The organism is Bacteroidales bacterium (genome assembly GCA_035647615.1).
GTDB lineage: Bacteria > Bacteroidota > Bacteroidia > Bacteroidales > 4484-276 > SABY01.
Window position 1 is genome coordinate 107,359 of sequence record DASRND010000003.1, and the last position, 19,834, is coordinate 127,192.

A 19,834-nucleotide genomic window follows, 5' to 3' on the forward strand; every position below is an offset into this window, starting at 1 on the left:
CAAATAGGAGGTTTATGAAAATAAGTAAGAAGTTTTTAACAAATCCGTTCCCGGTTAAGTCATTAATAGTAGTTTTAGTGCCTTTTTCTGCTGTGGCAACTTTTAAAACTTTAACACCGCGAGCGTTTTATTTTGTAACATCTTTGTAATTATCAATTAAATAAGCATACTCATCAAAAATTAATATTTAAAACTAACCATCAAAAATTGCATTAACTATGAGAAAATTTACATTTTTATTGGTGCTGATGATTGCTTTCGCAACAGCACAGGCACAGTTACCTTCTAACTGGACAGACGACACAGGAATAGAAACTTTTAAAGAATCATCCACTGTACATGGCGGCAACTTCAGTTGTGGCGTAATTGTAAATACTGAGGTGCAAGCCAACTGCGACTTTGCCAACGACAGCCCAATGCCCGTAACGCCGGGTGCTACTTACAAAATTTCTTTCTGGGCCAATACCAGCGAACACGTTCGCGTAACAGCCGTTGTGGACTGGGATGCAGGATCCACACAATACTCCAACACTTATGTTGGTCCGGCCACCAGCGGGTGGGAACAATTCACCTTTGAGGGAACGGTGCCAGAGGGCGTAGCAACAGGAACTGCAAGACTTCGCTTCTACGATGTACCCGGTTTCAATCCGGGCGAAACCCAATACGTGGACGATGTCGCTTTTGAATCACCCATCGGAACACCTAAAACTGTAGTAAATGGTGATTTTGAAAACTGGGGTGGTGCTAACGAAGGAGAACCTTCCGACTATCCAACTGAATTTGCGGCTACCGCATCAGGTGTTAAAATAACACTATCCTGGATTGATGCAGTGGGAGATCCATTGCCGGGCAACTATCTGATAAAAGCAAGCAAGCAGAATGATATTACCCCTCCGGTTGACGGTACCTTCGTTCCAAACGATCTCAACCTGGCCGACGGCAGCGGTGCCGCCAATGTGGCTTATGGCCTGGAATCTTTCACCTTTTCGGAACTGGAGCCATTAACAACTTATTATTTCAAAATATTCCCCTACACCAACAGCGGCCCCGATGTAGATTACAAAACCGACGGAACTGCTCCATCGGCACAGGCAACCACCGGAGAAGAAACGATCAGCTTCTTCACCGACTTCAACGATGGCTGGGGTGGATGGACACCGATAAGTGTAGTTGGCGACCAAGTATGGACACGCACCACCGAATATGGCATCGAAAATAGCCCGTGTGCTAAGATGGCCGGTTTTACTACCCTTGCCGTAGTTAACGAAGACTGGCTGCTTTCGCCAGCCTATGACCTTGCAGGCCTAAGCAATATGATGGTGAATTTTTATTCCGCCACAAAATTTGCAGGCCCCGCTTTGCGCTTTAAAGTTTCGACGAATTACAACGGCACCGGAAACCCCAACGACGCAACATGGGACGACCTTACAGATATGGCTGAATGGTCGACCGACAATTACGAGTGGACCGAGTCGGGCGACATTGATATGGCGGCATACAGCGGCAGCACCGTACATCTGGCTTTTGTTTATTTCTCGACAGCCGAGCAGGCTCCTACCTGGGAAATTGATAACATCCACCTTCAGGTAAGCAGCAGCATCAATGATCCTGAGTCATATCTGCTGGGATTGTATCCCAATCCTTCCAACGGCCTGATCAATTACAACCTGAAACAAACGCCTGTAAGCATTGAAGTATTTAATATTACTGGCCAGCGTCTTTTTGTAACCGCAACGTCCAGTGCTACCGGAACAATTGATCTGCAGCAAATACCTGCAGGTGTTTTTATTGTAAAATTCGTTCTTGATGAGCAGGGAACTTCCGTCGTAAGACGCATCATCATAGAATAGTTTACCTAAAGGAAGCCGGGAGCATTTGTTCCGGCTTCCCTTTTTTATTAAAAAAAACAATATGACTTCATGAAAAAAGTCTTCCTTTTTGTCCTAATGCTTTTTGCAATATCAACGGTGCAGGCACAGTTGCCTTCCGATTGGACTGACGACACAGGCATAGAAACATTTAAGGAATCGACAAGCGTGCATGGTGGCGCTTACAGTTGTGGCGTAATTGTAAATACCGACGTGCAGGCCAACTGCGACCTTTCCAATACCAGCCCAATGCCTGTGACTCCAGGTGCAACCTACAAGATTTCTTTCTGGGCCAATACCAGCGAACATGTTCGTGTAACGGCCGTTGTGGACTGGAATTTAGGTAGCGCACAATACTCCAACTCGTATGTAGGCCCGGCCACCAGCGGGTGGGAACAATTCGTCTTTGAAGGAACGGTACCCGACAGCGTAGCAACAGGAACCGCAAGACTTCGTTTCTACGATGTGAGCGGATTTATTCCGGGCGAAACCCAGTATGTGGATGATGTTGCTTTTGAATCACCCGTGGGAACACCAAAAACTGTTGTTAATGGTGATTTTGAAACCTGGGGTGGCATCGTGGGAGAACCTTCCAATTATCCAACTGAATTTACTGCTGCCGCATCGGGCGGGGGAATAGCACTTTCCTGGGTGGATGCTGTTGGTGATCCTTTACCTGAAAACTATCTGATAAAAGCAAGTAAGCATAGTAACATTGCCCATCCGGTAGATGGTATCTACGTTACCAATGACCTAGATTTGTCCGACAGCACCGGAGCCGCCAATGTGGCTTATGGTCAAGAATCATTCAACTTTACGGGACTGGTGCCATTCACAACTTATTACTTCAGAATATTCCCTTACACCAACAGCGGCATCAATGTGGATTACAAAACTGACGGTACGGCTCCATCGGCGCAAGCCACCATTGGAAGCATTATAATTCTGGAATCCGAAAACTTCGACGCCGACTGGGGCGGATGGACACGCGTGAATGTATTAGGCGAACAGGAGTGGAGCCGCGACAACACATTTGGTATTGGTAATACCGCTTGCGCTAAAATGACAGGCAACAGCGGCGGCGCCAACTACGCTAACGAAGATTGGCTCATTTCGCCATCGATGGATTTTACAACCTGCACCGATCAGATTTTTACGTTCTTCAGCGCAGTAGGTTATTCTACTTCTGAACCTCAGCTCACCGTGCACATCTCCACTGATTATGACGGCCACAATCCTTCTACCGCCACCTGGACAAAGCTGAACCCAATACTAGCCACCAGCCCGCCCAACTTGGCCTGGACTAATTCGAGCGCAGTGGATGTTTCGGACTTCACCGGCGACAACGTGCATGTAGCATTTGTTTATATCTGTGGAACCGACCCAGCAGAAACCTGGGAAATTGATAACATCATGATAAGCGGCGAAGGCGAAATAGTGCCTGAACCCGAACCATCCAATTATCCCGCTGACTTTGCAGCTTTGGCTGATGGACAAACCGTCCATCTTTCGTGGGCCGACGCTATCGGCGAAATTTTGCCGGAGCATTATCTTATTTTGGGAAGTGATGCCAACAATATCGCAGCACCGCAGGATGGCCAGCCCGTGGAGAACGACCCCGACTTTAGCGACGGAATGGCGGTAATGAATGTATCATACGGAACTACCAGCATTACGTTTACCGAATTGGCAAACAACCAGACTTATTATTTCAAAATTTATCCCTACAACAATTCAGGTGTGGCGATAGATTATAAAAATGATGGAATCCCGCCAATGGCAGAGGCAACGACCGAACAAGAAGCTGCCAACCTTTTCACCGACTTCAACGAAGACTGGGGCGGATGGACACCGATAAGCCTCGTGGGTAACCAAACATGGACGCGCACCACCGAATATGGCATCGAAAACAGCCCATGTGCTAAGATGGCCGGTTTTAATAACGGCGCCGTCATCAACGAAGACTGGCTGCTCTCGCCGGCGTACGACCTGGCAGGCATGGACGATATGGTAGCAAGTTTTTATTCTGCTACCAAATTTGCCGGCCCTGCTTTGCGCTTTAAAGTATCTACTAATTACGATGGCGCGGGCAATCCCAACGATTTTGCCTGGGATGATCTTACCGATTTGGCTGTCTGGTCGACCGACAATTACGAATGGACTGAGTCGGGCGATATCGATATGTCGACATACGGTGGCAGCACCGTGCGTCTGGCTTTTGTCTATTTTTCGACTGATCTGGAAGCGCCAACCTGGGAAATCGACAATGTGCTGCTTTCTCCCGCACAGGTTCTGGGAGAGCCGTCGGCTTACCCCACCACTTTTGCCATGACAGCACAGAATCAAAACATAACCATCACCTGGATGGATGCTACCGGCACCATTGTTCCCGAAGGCTACCTTGTGATGATTAGCAATACCGACGAATTCACAGCTCCCATCGACGGTACACCCGTACCCGATGATTTGGATTTGAGCGATGGCAAGGGTGCTAAAAATGTAATGCCCGGCGTGCAGCAGGTAAGTTTTAATGATCTCGCGCCGAGCACCACTTACCATGTAGTGATTTATCCCTTCACAAATTCCGGCGCCGCCATCGATTACAAAACCGACGGCACGGTGCCACATGCCGAGGCTATCACTGCCGAAGCTGCGGCCGATCTACTTTTTACCACTTTTAACGAAAACTGGGAAAACTGGACACCCATCAGCATTACCGGCGATCAGGTATGGAACCGCAACAATACTTTTGGCATTGACGGAACAGCTTGCGCACGCGTAAGCGGATTTGCCAACGAAGTTTCCAACCCAAACGAAGACTGGCTGGTTTCGCCGGCTATCGATCTTACAGGAATCACCAATGCCGCGCTGATGTTTTATTCGGCAGTAGCCGATAGCGGCGATCCGCTGCAGGTTATGGTTTCGACCGACTTCGACGGTGCTGGCAACCCCAATGATTTTACATGGGATAACCTTACTTCACTGGCCGATTGGCCTGCCGTTGATCCTTTCTGGCAATGGACTCATTCGGGAAATATTAGTTTGGAGGATTATGCCAATCAAACCATTTACGTTGCCTTTAAATTTACCTCCAACGCCGAGGAATCAAAAACATGGGAAGTCGACAACATCCGCATTCAGGGAAGCAGCAGCATCAACGATCCGGAATCGTACTTGCTTAGATTGTATCCCAATCCAACCAACGGTCTGATTCATTACGATCTAAAAAAAGCGCCAACGACTATCGATATTTATTCGATCACCGGACAGCTTGTCTACAGCGCTGCCTTACCAGCTTCTAGCGGAAGCATTAATCTGCAGCAAATGCAAAAAGGCCTCTATCTCGTCCGCTTCATTCTGGACGAACAAGGTACTTCCGTCGTAAGACGCATAATAGTTGAATAATTTACTGAAAGGAAGCCGGGAGCATCAGTTCCCGCTTCCTTATTTTTTTAATAATAAAAATAGCAAAACCACATGAAAAAACATTTATTCTTCATCCTGATGCTGTTGGCAATTACAGCATTGCAGGCACAGGAGCCTCTCCACTGGATAGTTGATACCCAAATCGAAGCGTTTCAGGAATCGACCATTGTGCAGCAAGGCAGCTACAGCAGTGGCATCATCGTCAACAGCGATGTGCAGGCCAATTGCGATTTTGATAACGAAACTGTGATTCCTGTTACGGCAGGAGATACTTTCAAAATGTCGTTCTGGGGTTATACCTCCGAAAATGTGCGGGTTCGAGCCAAGATTATCTGGTCGGACAATACCACATTGTATGCGACCAACTACCTGGGGCCCAACACCGGTGGCTGGGAGCAGTTCGAATTCGATGGCCAGGTACCCGCCAACATTACAAGTTTAAAGGTGGGCGTTCGATTTTATGATGTCCCCCCCGGATTTACTCCCGGTGAAGTGCAGTATGTGGATGATTTCGTTTTTGAATCGCCCATCGGCACACCATTGACCATCAACAACGGCGACCTCGAGTCGTGGACGGGTATGTCTGGTGAACCGGATAATTACCCAACGGACTTTGCCGCAGAACTTGCGGCGCTTAGCGCCGCGCTTTCGTGGATAGATGCAACCGGCAGCCAGCTTCCTCACGCCTATCTGATAAAAGCGAGCACCTCCGACGACATTACTTTGCCCGTTGACGGCGTTCCAGTTGCCGACGACCTCGACCTGAGCGATGGCAAAGGAGCAGTTAACGTGGATTTTGGCCAGGAAACTATTACCTTTCCTGATCTGGAACCTTCCAACACTTATTATTTCAAAATTTTCTCATACACAAACGGTGGTGCCAACATCAACTACAAAACTGACGGAACTCCTCCGGCAGCGCAAGTAGAAACGCCTGACATCGTGGTAATCCATTCACAAAACTTCAATGCCGGCTTTGCCAACTGGACGCCCATCAGCGTTGCAGGCGATCAGGTATGGAATGCCACCAACAACTTTGGTATGGGCGGCACGCCCTGCGCCCGTATTTCTGGTTTTGTAAGCGGCGCTGCTGTCGAAAACGAAGACTGGCTCATTTCACCCGCGATTGAGCTGGGTAATTTTCAAAATGAAATCCTTACTTTCTATACGGCTATCGGCTACCCCACTGCCACACCGCAACTGGCGGCTTATGTATCGACAGATTATGATGGTGGTGGCAATCCAGCTACTGCTACCTGGATTGATCTGGAACCGGTGCTGCCCGATGGCGTTGTGTTCTGGGAATGGACCAATTCCGGCGATTTAAACCTTTCGGGATACGAAGGAAGCGTCCATATCGCTTTTGTTTACGCCTGTGGCACCGACGACGCTGCCACCTGGGAAGTGGACAATATTCTGATAACCGGCGAGGGCGAATTTGTACCTGACCCGGAGCCAACCAATTATCCGGTGAATTTTGCAGCCCTTGCTACCGGCCAGTCGATAATACTTTCGTGGACGGATGCCGTGGGTGCTCAGCTTCCGGCAGGATATCTTATTCTGGCTTCCGACAATCCAAACATCGCCGCTCCGGTGGATGGAACGCCGGTAGCTGACGACAATGTGCTGAGCGATGGCAGCGGCGCGCTTAACATCAATCCAGGTGTGCAAACTGCACATTTTTATAATCTTCCGCAAGGTACCACCTATTATTTTGCCATCTATCCCTACACAAACGAAGGCGAAAATATTGATTACAAAACTGACGGTACACCACCTACTGCAACAGCTACAACCGAGGAAACCAACTTCCTGCTTTTCACGGATTTCAATACCGACTGGGGCGGATGGACAACCTATAGCGTGGTGGGCGATCAGCAATGGGGACGCAACAATACCTACGGGCTGGAAGGCACTCCCTGTGCTTTGATGTCGGGTTTTTCCGGTGGCAACTTCGAAAACGAAGACTGGCTCATTTCGCCACCGATCGACCTCAGCGCCAGCAGCAACGAAGTGCTCAAATTTTTCTCAGCCAAAAACTATGTGGGTCCACGGCTGGAGCTGCGCATTTCGACCGACTACAACGGAACTGGTAATCCCAACGATTTTACCTGGCAAGTGTTTACCGATGAAGCGATGTGGTCGCCGGGCAGCTTTGCCTGGACGGAATCTGGTTACATCGATCTGTCAGCATTTACCGATAACACCATTTATGTGGCTTTCCAGTTTTTCTCCACCGCAACGGAATCGGCCAACTGGGAAATAGACAACGTGAGCATCACCGTACAGGAGCTACCTCCCACCGAGCCTTCCAACTATCCAGAGAATTTTGAAGGTGAGGCAAACTTTAATGATGTGAAACTTACCTGGGAAGATGCTACGGGAGAAATCATCCCCGACGGCTATCTAATCCTGGCCAGCAACCAAAGCAACATTCCTTTACCGGTAGATGGCGTGCCTGTAGTGAATGACCCCGACTTGTTCGATGGTACCGGAGCTATGAATGTAGAAAGCGGTATAGAACGCTACACCTTTACCGATTTGGATAACACCACCTATTACTTCAGGATTTTCCCCTACACCGGTTCGGGTACAAAGATTGACTATAAAACCGATGGTGTTCCGCCTTATGCATCGGTTGTTGTTACTACATTTTCTTATTACGCTTATCATTTAAATACCACATTTGATACCGGCTGGGAAGGCTGGCAACAGGTAAGCGTTACCGGCGACCAGATTTGGACACGCGATACCACTCATGGCATCAACGGAACACCGTGTGCGCGCATCAGCGGTTTTAGCGGCGCTGCCTTTGAAAATGAAGACTGGCTCATTTCACCGAGAGTATTTTTTTTGTCTGACATTGGTCATAACATCATCTTTAATTCGGCTGTAGCTTACACCGGCGCACCGCTGTCAATTAAAATCTCTACAGATTATGAAAACGGCTATCCCAGCGGCGCCACCTGGACTGATGTTACCGACAGAGCCATTTGGCCCGATGGAGATATTTTCTGGAAATGGACTTATTCTGGAGTTTTGGATGTAGAAGATATTCTCATTAATCAGGGTTCAGCTGTAATTGCATTCGTTTACACCTCCACCACGGCAGATGCAGCCACCTGGGAAGTTGACAACATAAAGTTAAGATCCATTATTCTTGATGGCATAGACGATGTAGCCGGACAGCGGCAGGTCAACATTTTCCCCAACCCTACGCGCGGTACTTTTACTATTGATACAGAAATGGACGTGCGCTTTGTGGAAGTTTATTCGGCTACCGGCAGTCTGATGCTGCACCAACAAATGGCGGATGCTTCGCAGGCTATCGACATCAGCAACCTGAAACCCGGCTTTTACTTTGTAAAAGGCTTTGGCAATGCTGCCGAAAATATCTTCAACAGTCGCATTATTTTACAATAACTTTTTTGTTACTGAAGGCGTCCCGGTAATATCCGGGACACCTTCCTTTTTTTTAAAAGCATTAATTATTAACATTTAAAACCTAATATCTTATGAGAAATCTACGACACATTTTAATGATGGCGCTATTTACAATAGTAGCACAACTTTCTTTTGGTCAAGGGCTTGAAACCTTTGATAATTTTGATGCAATCGGAACTTCATACCAAACTGGTACTTTTCTGGGACAGGATGGTTCAGAATGGAATTATATTCAAAGTCGGGGTGACATTGAAATTACCGGAAAAGCACTTATGCTCGGCAGAAACCGAACACCACAAGCAAATGTTTATTCCGGCACTATTTCTAATGGTATCGGGACGCTGAATTTCGATTATATGCAAGCCTTTTCATCAAATGTTAATCTTAACATTTTGGTAAATGATGAAGTTGTTGGAAATGTGACTTCAAGCGGAGAACAAAATGTAATTAAAAATTCCGGGGAAATTGAAGTAAATATTTCAGGTGACTTTGTTTTAAAATTCATGAGTGTGAATAATAGTGATGGGCAAGTAGTTATTGACAATGTGACCTGGACATCTGGTTCTGGCAATTCCGTTGCTTCCCCTCAATTCAACCCTATTGGTGGAACTTACACTTCTCCTCAAAATGTGAGCATCACCTGCGCAACTCCGGGAGCTATCATTTACTACACCACTGATGACAGCAATCCTACCCAACAATCACAACAATATACCCTACCTGTGACGATTGCACAGACAACCACTCTCAAAGCAAGAGCGTATGCTTTTGGCCTTAACCCCAGCAATATTATTTCGGCGCTCTATAGTTTCCCGGAAACGGTAACTACCCTGGCTGCGCTTCGTGCAGGAGTTCCCGGACAGCTCTATTATTATACCGGCACAGCCGTCCTTACCTTCCAACAGGGGTTCCGCAATCAGAAATATGTGCAGGATGCCACGGCCGGAATTTTGATCGATGACCTTGCAGGCATCATCACTTCCGATTTTGAAATTGGCGACGGCATCACCAACCTTTGGGGACACGTAGCTGAATTTGGTGGGATGATGCAATTTTCGCCAACACAAGATCCGGGCGACCCGGTTTCTTCGGGGAATAATCCGACGCCTTTGGTGATTACACTTACCGAGTTAAATGCTAATTACTCTACTTACGATGCGCGGCTGGTACGTATTAATGACGTTACCTTTGACGATGCCGGAGCAACGTTTGTCGACGGAGCGGTTTATCATCTTACCGGCCCGGCTGCCAGTGAAGGCGATTTCAGAGCCACTTTTTATGGAGTGGATTACATCGGCACTCCCATTCCCTCTGGATCTATCGACATTATTGGCTTACCAAATTCACGTGTTGAAGGCAAATACCTGACAGCGCGTAACAACAACGACTTCGTTCAGGAGCAGGTACCTCCGACTATTCAGGTGCTTTCGCCAAATGGTGGCGAAGTGTGGCAAAAAGGCAATACCTACACCATTAGCTGGCTCAACACCAACTTTTCGGGTAATGTAAAAATTACCATTCCAAAAGGTTTTACCAGTATTATGGTGGCTAATAATGTGACAAATACCGGTAGCTACGAATGGACCATCCCCATGTCGTTCGTTGCAGGCAGCTATAAAGTAAAAGTAGAGAATGTAAATCCTGGTGATCCTGTAGACATAAGCGACGACAATTTCTCGATAATCGAGCCACTGCCCGATCCCGACATTGTCATCAACGAGATCATGTACAATCCAGCAATAGCATTAGGTTCGGATGCTGATTATGAGTATCTGGAATTATACAACAACAGTGGTTTTGCTGTGGATTTGGGTGGCTGGAAACTGGCCACTGCCATAGATTATACTTTTGAAGCTGGTACTACCATTGCCGACGGCGGATATCTGGTAGTTGCACTCAAACCTGACACTATCATCGCACATTACGGAATCACCAATGTGGTGGGTCCTTTTACTGGCGGTCTCAACAATACCGGCGAAATCATCCTGCTTCTCAATGTTGAGGGCAATGTTGCTGATAGTGTAAAGTATGCCAAAGGTGGATTGTGGCCCCCTGAAGCCAATGGCGACGGCCCTTCACTGGAACTTCTCGATCCCAACCTCGACAACTCCCTGCCCGAAAATTGGGCAGCCAGTATCGTAAACGATGGTACACCCGGCATGCCCAATTCAGTTTTTGGATTCGAAATGCTCACGCTCACGGCTCCTAACGGCGGCGAAAGCTTCTTGCAAGGCAGCTCACAGCAAGTTACCTGGACGTATGTCGGATTTACCGGAACCATCAAAATAGAGCTTACCGATACCCAGCTTGCCACCACAGTGACGCTTGCCGAAAATGTTCCTGTAAATTCTATCGTCTGGGATTGGGAAATTCCCGCCAATTTTACAACGGGCAACAATTATAAAATTATCATCTCCGAAACCACCGACGGAATTCCTACAGACGAAAGCGATGGCGTCTTTAGCATCGTAGGAACCATTGTTCCCTCCATCACCGTAACTTCGCCCAATGGCGGCGAATCGTGGGCACAGGGAACGCTGCACAACATTACCTGGACAAGCGAGGCTGTAACAGGAAATGTGAAGATCGAACTTTCCGACGGCACTTCAACTATTGTGCTTGAAGCTTCCATAGCCATCACAGAAGAAACCTATGGATGGAACATTCCTGCCGGTCAGGCCCTGGGTAGTAATTATACCGTCATCATTTCAGGTTTGGGTACCGGCGCACCAACTGATGCAAGCGATGCTCCATTCTCGATTGTTGCACCACCGCCGCTTGCCGATATTGTTATCAATGAAATAATGTACAATCCTCCCGAAAGCGGCGCCGACAGCCTCGAATTTATCGAGATCTATAACCGCGGAGCGATGGCCGTCAATCTCGAAGACTATTACTTCAGCAAGGGCGTAGTATTTGTATTTCCTAATTACGAACTTGTGCCTGGTGGATATGTAGTAGTTGCCATCAAAGCCAATGTGATGCTGAATGAATTTGGCGTTGAAGCGCTGCAATGGACCAGTGGCGGATTGAGCAATAGCGGCGAAGCTATTGTGTTGATGAACAATGCCGGACAACAAGTGGATAGTGTTTATTACAAAACTGGTGGCGTATGGCCTGCAGCGGCCAACGGCTATGGCCCTTCACTGGCGCTTACTGATCCTTTTGCCGATAATAGCGATGCCGCCAATTGGAAGCCCGAAACTACTTTTGCTTTTAATCATCCCATAGGAATGGGAGTTTATGCCACTCCCGGAGCTGTTAACTTTTCAACACCCGGACAGGGCATTCTGCTAAATTCCGGCTTGTCGGGTATCTCTACTTATCTCGATCTTAACAACCAGGCCGTGGAAACCAACATGAATCCCATTGTGGACAATCTTATTGAAATGCAGAATTTTAGTAACGTTTATCTGCCGGGCTACAACGTGAATTCCATTGGCAACTGGAACACCAACAAAGGCTATCAGATTAACGTGACGAGTAAATGTTATCTGGTACTCTATGGCACCGAAAGTGCCGACCATACTGCTGAGTTGATAACAGGATGGAATGCGCTACCGGTTCTGAGCACCTGCGCTGTGGAAGCTGCCACTCTATTTGGCGGACATACCGAAATTATCCTTGTAAAAGAAATGGGCAGCAACCGCATCTATTATCCTGCCGGAAACATTTTCACGCTGCAAACGCTGCAGCCGGGCAGTGCCTATTTTATCAAAGTAAGTGCACCTATCAATATCACTTATCCTGATTGTGGGAACAAATAAGAGGATTATTTAAATGATCACAGAAAGGCTGCTACGAAATTATCTGCAAAAGCAGAGTGATGACGTGGCAGCCTTTTTTATTGTACTTTCAAAAATATCTCAAACTCTTTTATTCATCTAAATTTTTAATGTTATGAAGAATTTTTTACTTGGTTTTTTAATTTTGATTTTCGGCGGGTTTATCACTTGTGCAACGGCACAAGTGGACGTAACCTTTCAGGTTGATATGGCCGAACAAATAGTAAATCCTGCCGGCGTGAGCGTAGCTGGCGATTTTCAAGGCTGGTCACCGGGCACCACCCTGATGGCGCAGGTGGGAAGCAGCACAGTTTACGCCGTAACGTTGCAGCTTTCGGAAGGCGATCATTATTTTAAGTATATCAATGGCAATGCCTGGGCTGATAACGAAAATGTCCCTACTGGCTGCAACTTTGATGGCAACCGTCAGGTAATTGTTGGCGATGTACCGGTAGTACTCGACCCGGTTTGCTTTGGCAGTTGCACCGTTTGTAACCCACCAGAGGTAGAAGTTACCTTCCGGGTAAATATGGCCGAACAGGATGTGAGTGTGGAGGGTGTATTTATCGCCGGTAACTTCCAGGGCTGGAATGCAGGCGGCACCCCGATGACCCTTGATCAGGATGCCATTTATACCTACACCACCAGTTTGCCAGAAGGTTATTTTGTAGAGTACAAATTCTTAAATGGCACAGGTGGCTGGGAAAATGTACCTGGTGGTTGTAATTCTAATGGTAATCGCTTCCTTGAGGTTCCCGATGTGGATATTACCCTCGATGTAGTATGCTGGGGCAGTTGCGTTGACTGTGCAGTACCTATGGTAGAAATTACCTTTCAGGTTGACATGAGCAACGAAACTGTATCAACTGACGGAATACATATTGCCGGAAGCTTTCAGGATCCAGCGTGGCAACCCGGCGACACCCCGATGATCGACGAAAGCAATGACATCTACAGCTACACAGCCAATTTGCCTGCAGGCGAATTTATCGAATACAAATTTGTAAACGGCAATAGCTGGGACGACCCCCAACCGGAGCAAGTTCCCTGGGAATGTGCCAGCAACGGCAACCGTTTTTTTACTGTTCCCAATGTAGCTACCACGCTCGACCTGGTTTGCTTTGGTAGTTGTGAGGCTTGTGTTGCCCCTCCCTCCGGTGGTGGTATGGAAACCTTTGATAATTTAACTGCCACTGGATCTTCGTACCAAACTGGTACTTTTCTGGGACAGGATGGTTCAGAATGGAATTATATTCAAAGCCGGGGTGACACAGAAATTACTGGAAAAGCACTTATGCTTGGCAGAAACAGAAATCCACAGGCCAATTTCTATTCAGGAACAATACCCAATGGTTGCGGAACTATCGAATTTGATTACATGCAGGCATTTGGAACAAACGTTAACCTCAATGTACTCATTAATGATGTAATTGTTGGGAATGTTACTTCAAGCGGAGAGCAAAATGTGGTGAAAAATTCGGGTGTTTTTAACGTAAATGTAACCGGCGATTTTGTGATAAAATTCATCAGTGAAACAAATAGCGGTGGACAGGTTGTGGTTGATAATATTTCCTGGACAGCTTCTGGTAGTGCTACAAATGTGCTCACACCTGTTTTCTCCGAAATTACAAAAGAGTATTTCAGTCCTGTAGATTTAGAAGTTTCTTGTGAAACAGAGGGTTCGACCATTTATTATACTTTAGATGGCAATGATCCTGACGACAATTCCACCGAATACACCGGGCCAATAAGCATTGCTGCAACCACCACGGTTAAAGCCATTGCTTATGCCCCGAATCTTGATCCGAGTGCTATTGCTGAAGTAACCCTTACTTTCCCAACGGTGATCGAAGTTGAAAACCTTGCCACTTTGCGGGCTGCCTATTACACAAAGGCATCGGATTATTATAAAGTAACAGGCGAAGTGGTGCTTACCTTCCAGCAAACTTTCCGTAATCAGAAATATATCCAGGATGCAACTGCCGGCGTTCTCATCGAAGACAATTCAGGTAAAATTTCCTCAACTTATGAGCTCTATGATGGCATCACCGGCATCATTGGAAAAGTGGACGAATTTGGCGGCATGATTCAGTTTACACCAGCTCAGGATCCGGGCGCTGCTTCTTCTACCAATAATGTCATTGTTCCACAGGTTATTACTTTGGAAGACCTTGTCAACAACTTTGAGGAGTATGAGTCGGAACTGGTAGAAATTAAAGGTGTGACTTTTGCCAATGGCGGAGCTACCTTTGCCAGCGGGCAGCTATACGATATTAGCGATGCTACTGAAAGTGGCGTCTTTAGAACTACATTTTATGATGTGGATTATATTGGGACAACCATCCCCGCTGATGCTGCCGATGTAACAGGTATTCCTAATTCACGCGCAGAAGGCGAGTATTTGACAAGCCGTAGCCTGGCCGACATTATTGCGCCCAGCTTTGTGCTGCTGACCGCGCCCAATGGCGGAGAGCAAATTGAGCAGGGTTCTGAGTTTACGATCACCTGGGAAACCAACCTCACCGAAACTACTGTGGATATCTTCCTGAACCTGACCACACATCTGATAGAGCTGGCAACAGATGTTCCGATAGAGGAAGGTTCGTTCTTGTGGGAGGTTACGCAGCCGTTAGGTAATTATACGATCATTCTGCACACGACCGAAAATCTCCCCGACGACGAAAGCGACGATTTGTTCGCCATCGTACCACCATTCGATGTGAAGATTACCGAGATAATGTACAACCCGCCGGAAAGCGGCCAGGACTCGCTGGAGTACATCGAAATCTACAACAATGGGATTAGCAATGTAAATCTCGAAGACTGGTCATTTACAAAAGGAGTTGTTTTTGTATTTCCTGAAATCACACTTGCCCCCGGCGAATACGCTGTGAGCTGTGTAAATAGCACTGCCTTCCTCAACTTTTTTGGCTTTGAAGCTCCCCAATGGACAAGCGGCAGCCTGAGCAATAGCGGTGAAAAAATCGAACTGAGCGACAACCTGGGCAACATTCGTGCTGAGGTAACCTACGGTAGAAGTGGTTTGTGGCCTGTCGAAGCCAATGGCCATGGCCCCTCACTTACCTTCTGCGATGCCTCGATGGACAACAGCGATCCGGTCTACTGGTCGGCATCTACCGAGTTTGTTGGTCTTAATGCCGATGGCAAAGCCGTTTACGGCACCCCCGGCGCAGGATGCGGTCAGGCTGAAGTTTTACCAATGTTCTACTCCGGCGGCTGGTTTGGTATTTCGGCCAACGTGGAACCTGAAGATAAAGCAATGGAAGAACTCTTTGCTCCGGTGCTGAATAACCTGGTGATCATGCTGGGAAATACCGGCATCTTCTGGCCCGAATTCAACATCAACATCCTGGGCGAATGGAATACCCACGAAGGTTACAAAATCAAGCTCGCCGGATCGACTTACTTTGTATTTGAAGGCACTGAGCTCGCCGACAGAACTTATGATTTTGAGCCAGGTCTGAAGTTTGTTCCAGTACTAAGCTCCGAAGCAGTAAATGTAGCTGACGTGATTGTGCCGCTGGGCAACGCCGTCGAATTTATGTTTGACATAAAAAATGGCACCGTTTACTGGCCTGACGGCGGAATTATTCCTGGTGTCGAAGGCGCACTCGAAGTGCTTACACCCGGTTATGCTTACCTCACCCAATTTACGCAGTCGGGAACCATCGATTTTGATATTAATTTTACAAAATCATCGGTGGCTACATTCAGCAAACCAGCGAACACCACTTCATGGAATGACGTGACCGCTACCGGCGATCAACACATCATTGCCATCAGCCAACAGGCGCTTGCAATGTTACAGGCCGGCGATGTAGTCGGAATGTTCGATGGAACAGGTTTATGCACCGGCATGGCCATCTATAACGGCACCGAAACCGTGCTCCCGCTGGTAGTTTATGGTGATGATAACACCACCAAAACCATCGACGGAATGACCCGGCAGGAACCGATGCAATGCCGCATCTTCCGTAATGGCGTTGCCGAAAATGTAACTGTGGTTTACAATCCAGCTTTCGCTAATACTGATGGATTATTTGAAACCAACGGATTGTCGGTGATTGACGGCTTCAAATTCGGAGTTACCGGAATCAGTAACAGCGAATCGTTGGGCGTAATTTATCCCAACCCTTCCGACGGACTCATCAACATCGTCACTGACCAGCCATGCGAGGTAACCATTACCAACGCACAGGGTCAACTGATGTATCAGAACCAGATAACGCAGCACGCAGTTGTCAATCTGCAGCAGCAGTCCAAAGGCGTTTACTTTGTAACGTTTACTAATGCCGATCAAACCATGACACGCAAAGTGGTGGTTAAATAATTGAAGTTTCACTCCAAAGGGAGTTGAACCAAAATTGCCATAATATCCCGGGAAGAAGCCACGCGGCACTTTCCGGGATTTTTTTTATCTTTGATCTTTATTCATCATCAAATGAAAATCAACCTGCGCCTTGTGTTGCTGTTTCTTGTAATTTCAGGACTTTCAGCTACGGCTTTTGGCCAAAAATTAGATGCCTACACCTGCACTGCAAACGGGAAGCAACTGTATGGCAAGGTAAAAATTGTAAAGCATTTTGCTGATTTTAAAGTAAAGGCGGTGAGTCGCAATGCCGATCTTAATGTTGACACAACCCGCAGCCGTCCGTCGCAGTGCGGCGAGTGGAAATTTGTAGACCGTTTCGAAGACTTCAGCATTGAGCTGGTAAACTTCTCACCTGATTTTACGATTAGCTTCACCCGTCCTGCCGGGATAACCGATTATACTTTACGTCATCAAAAGCCGCGTACAAACGAAGCAACCTGCACCTATGGCAGCATCCCGCTGCATGGCAAAGTGAAAGTGGTTACCGCTTTTGCGGATTTGAAAGTAAAAATTGTAAATTCATTTCCTGATCTCGAGGTGAAAACCGTAACCGCCTTTCCGAACAGATGTGGCGAGTGGCAATTTGTAGAAAACTTCCCCGATTTCACCATCCAGTTTGTGGAAAATTTCGAAGATATCTCCATAAAATTTGTCGGCAACTTTCCAGGGTTTTAAAATATTGGGCTCATGGGAGATCCGTTAATTGTTAATCGTGATCCGTTAATCGTTATCTGTTAATGGTTCATTGCGATCCGCCGGCTGGCGGAGAAGCAATCTGTTTACTTCTTCGCGTTGCTTCTTTTCCCATTGTTATCCGTTAATTGTTATCTGTTAATCGTTAAGCGTAAAGCGTAATTTGTTTGTAAGATTTTGTTGTGGCTTTTTAGTTCCAATGTTTAACAATGCATAAAGCCGCGTATCGTCAGACAGGTTTTATTATAAATTTGCAAAAGGATCAGGAGTAACATTTTTATTCTGAATCCATTATCTTGAAATTCAATATATAAAAATCCAATTTTTATGGATGAACAAACAGAAAAAACAAAACAGGAACTGCTTTTCAGCGATTTCTCACCGATAAGTACCGATCAATGGGAAGCTGTGATAGAAAAGGATCTGAAGGGAGCTGAATACGAGCGCAGGTTGGTATGGAATACGCGCGAGGGCTTCAAGGTACAGCCTTACTATCGCCGCGAGGATCTGGAAAATCTGAGTTACCTCAATATTTTCCCGGGCAATTTTCCTTTCGTGCGCGGTGAGCGCATCAATGAGAACAACTGGTTTGTGCGTCAGAACCTGCCTGTTGACGACATTGGTAAAACCAATAAAAAGGCCTTGGCTATCCTGATGACCGGCGTCGACTCACTGGGTTTTATACTCGATGAGCGCAAAAAGCCCACCATTGATGAAATAGAGCAACTGATGGAAAACATCTACGCCCAGTCCGTGGAGGTAAATTTTATATGCGGCCCGCAAGCGCCTGAAGTGGTTCGTCATTATCTGGAGTTAGTTAAGAAATACAACCGCGACCTAAAATCCATTCATGGCTCGGCAGGTTACGACCCCATCGGCCGCTTGATCGTTGGAGGCAACTGGTATGAAAACGAGGAAAAAGATTTCGATACCTGCGCCGAACTTGTCAAAGCTACCCAGCATACGCCGCATTTTCGCACGCTGGCTGTTCATGCAACACATTTCAAAAATGCCGGCTCCAACATCGTTCAAGAACTGGCTTTTGCTCTGGCTTATGGTGCCGAATATCTGACGCGCCTCACCGGCAAAGGCATCTCCATCGATACCGTAGCTCCAAACATCAAATTCAACTTTGCCATCGGATCCAACTATTTTATGGAAATAGCCAAGATTCGCGCCTTCCGTTTGCTGTGGGCAAAAGTTGTAAATGCTTATGGCCCCTCCAACGCCGAGTTTACGCGCACACACATTCACTCCGTCACCACACGATGGAACAAAACAGTCTACGACGCCCATGTGAATTTGCTGCGTACCACCACCGAAGCTATGGCAGCAATCATTGGCGGCACCAACTCACTCACAGTGTTGCCTTACGACGTCGTCTTTCAAGATACAAGCGAATTCTCCGAACGTATTGCCCGCAATCAGCAGCTTTTGCTCAAGGAAGAATCGTATCTGGATAAAATTGTGGATCCCGCAGCCGGCTCATATTACGTCGAAAATCTCACCGATTCGCTCATTGAAGCTTCCTGGAAACTTTTCCTGGAGATAGATGAAGCCGGTGGTTTTATTGAAGCTTTCCGCAAAGGAATCATCCAACAGCAGATAAAAACAACTGCCGAAAAGCGTGATCAGGATGTGGCCACCCGCCGCGAAATACTGGTAGGCACCAATCAATATCCCAACTTCGGCGAGATGATCAATCCTGACATCGACAAACAATGTTTCGAACCAATGGATTGCAGCAATGCCCATGCTATTGTGGAAACACTCAAACCTTACCGCGGAGCCATGGCTTTTGAGCAGTTACGTTCAGAAACCGATGCCTACGCAAGCAAGCATCATCGTCCTAAAGTATTCATGTTTACTTATGGAAGCCTTTCGATGCGCCGTGCCCGCTCACAATTTTCCGGTAACTTTTTTGCCTGTGCCGGTTTCGAAATCATCGACAACAATGGATTTAAAACCATCGACAGTGGCATTGAAGCTTTACGAAAAGTAAAACCTGAAGTTGTGGTGATTTGTGCTGCAGACGATGATTATCCGGTGATTGCTCCCGAGATAAATGAAAAAATCGGCAAAGAGACCATCGTAGTGGTAGCCGGATATCCGAAGGACACCATTGAAGAGCTTAAAGCCAAAGGCCTGAAGCACTTTATACATGTCAAATCAAATGTTCTGGAAACACTCAAAGAATTTCAAAAACAGTTGGGAATAAAATAAAC

The 19,834-nt window shown here is 46.9% G+C and carries 7 protein-coding genes; all 7 read left to right on the forward strand.

Annotation, left to right across the window (positions count from 1 at the left end):
- Positions 1-218: 218 nt before the first annotated feature.
- The 7 genes from VFC92_01095 (at position 219) to VFC92_01125 (ending at position 19,832) form a co-directional block, all read left to right on the forward strand.
- Positions 219-1,850 carry a T9SS type A sorting domain-containing protein gene (locus VFC92_01095; protein HZK06772.1) on the forward strand — a complete coding sequence of 544 codons (1,632 nt, stop codon included), beginning with the start codon at positions 219-221 and terminating at the stop codon, positions 1,848-1,850.
- Between the two features lie 69 nt (positions 1,851-1,919).
- Positions 1,920-5,273, forward strand: coding sequence for a choice-of-anchor J domain-containing protein (locus VFC92_01100; protein ID HZK06773.1), 3,354 nt, complete (start codon positions 1,920-1,922; stop codon positions 5,271-5,273).
- A 72-nt stretch (positions 5,274-5,345) separates the two neighbouring features.
- Positions 5,346-8,717, forward strand: a complete 3,372-nt coding sequence (locus tag VFC92_01105; GenBank protein ID HZK06774.1) for a choice-of-anchor J domain-containing protein — start codon at positions 5,346-5,348, stop codon at positions 8,715-8,717.
- A 92-nt stretch (positions 8,718-8,809) separates the two neighbouring features.
- Complete coding sequence (locus tag VFC92_01110; GenBank protein HZK06775.1) at positions 8,810-12,505, forward strand: lamin tail domain-containing protein; 3,696 nt, start codon at positions 8,810-8,812, stop codon at positions 12,503-12,505.
- 133 nt (positions 12,506-12,638) lie between these two features.
- Entirely contained in the window at positions 12,639-16,874 is a 4,236-nt protein-coding gene (locus tag VFC92_01115; protein ID HZK06776.1) for an FN3 associated domain-containing protein, read from the forward strand.
- Positions 16,875-16,985: 111 nt separating this feature from the next.
- Positions 16,986-17,591, forward strand: coding sequence for a hypothetical protein (locus VFC92_01120; GenBank protein ID HZK06777.1), 606 nt, complete (start codon positions 16,986-16,988; stop codon positions 17,589-17,591).
- Between the two features lie 345 nt (positions 17,592-17,936).
- Entirely contained in the window at positions 17,937-19,832 is a 1,896-nt protein-coding gene (locus VFC92_01125; GenBank protein HZK06778.1) for a methylmalonyl-CoA mutase family protein, read from the forward strand.
- The last annotated feature ends 2 nt before the right edge of the window (positions 19,833-19,834 follow it).

What these genes read in the sequence shown, in the direction of transcription:
- VFC92_01100 (HZK06773.1), top strand. Translation starts at nt 1,920, where the DNA reads ATGAAAAAAGTCTTCCTTTTTGTCCTAATGCTTTTTGCAATATCAACG.
- VFC92_01095 (HZK06772.1), top strand. Translation starts at nt 219, where the DNA reads ATGAGAAAATTTACATTTTTATTGGTGCTGATGATTGCTTTCGCAACA.
- VFC92_01115 (HZK06776.1), top strand. Translation starts at nt 12,639, where the DNA reads ATGAAGAATTTTTTACTTGGTTTTTTAATTTTGATTTTCGGCGGGTTT.
- VFC92_01105 (HZK06774.1), top strand. Translation starts at nt 5,346, where the DNA reads ATGAAAAAACATTTATTCTTCATCCTGATGCTGTTGGCAATTACAGCA.
- VFC92_01125 (HZK06778.1), top strand. Translation starts at nt 17,937, where the DNA reads ATGGATGAACAAACAGAAAAAACAAAACAGGAACTGCTTTTCAGCGAT.
- VFC92_01110 (HZK06775.1), top strand. Translation starts at nt 8,810, where the DNA reads ATGAGAAATCTACGACACATTTTAATGATGGCGCTATTTACAATAGTA.
- VFC92_01120 (HZK06777.1), top strand. Translation starts at nt 16,986, where the DNA reads ATGAAAATCAACCTGCGCCTTGTGTTGCTGTTTCTTGTAATTTCAGGA.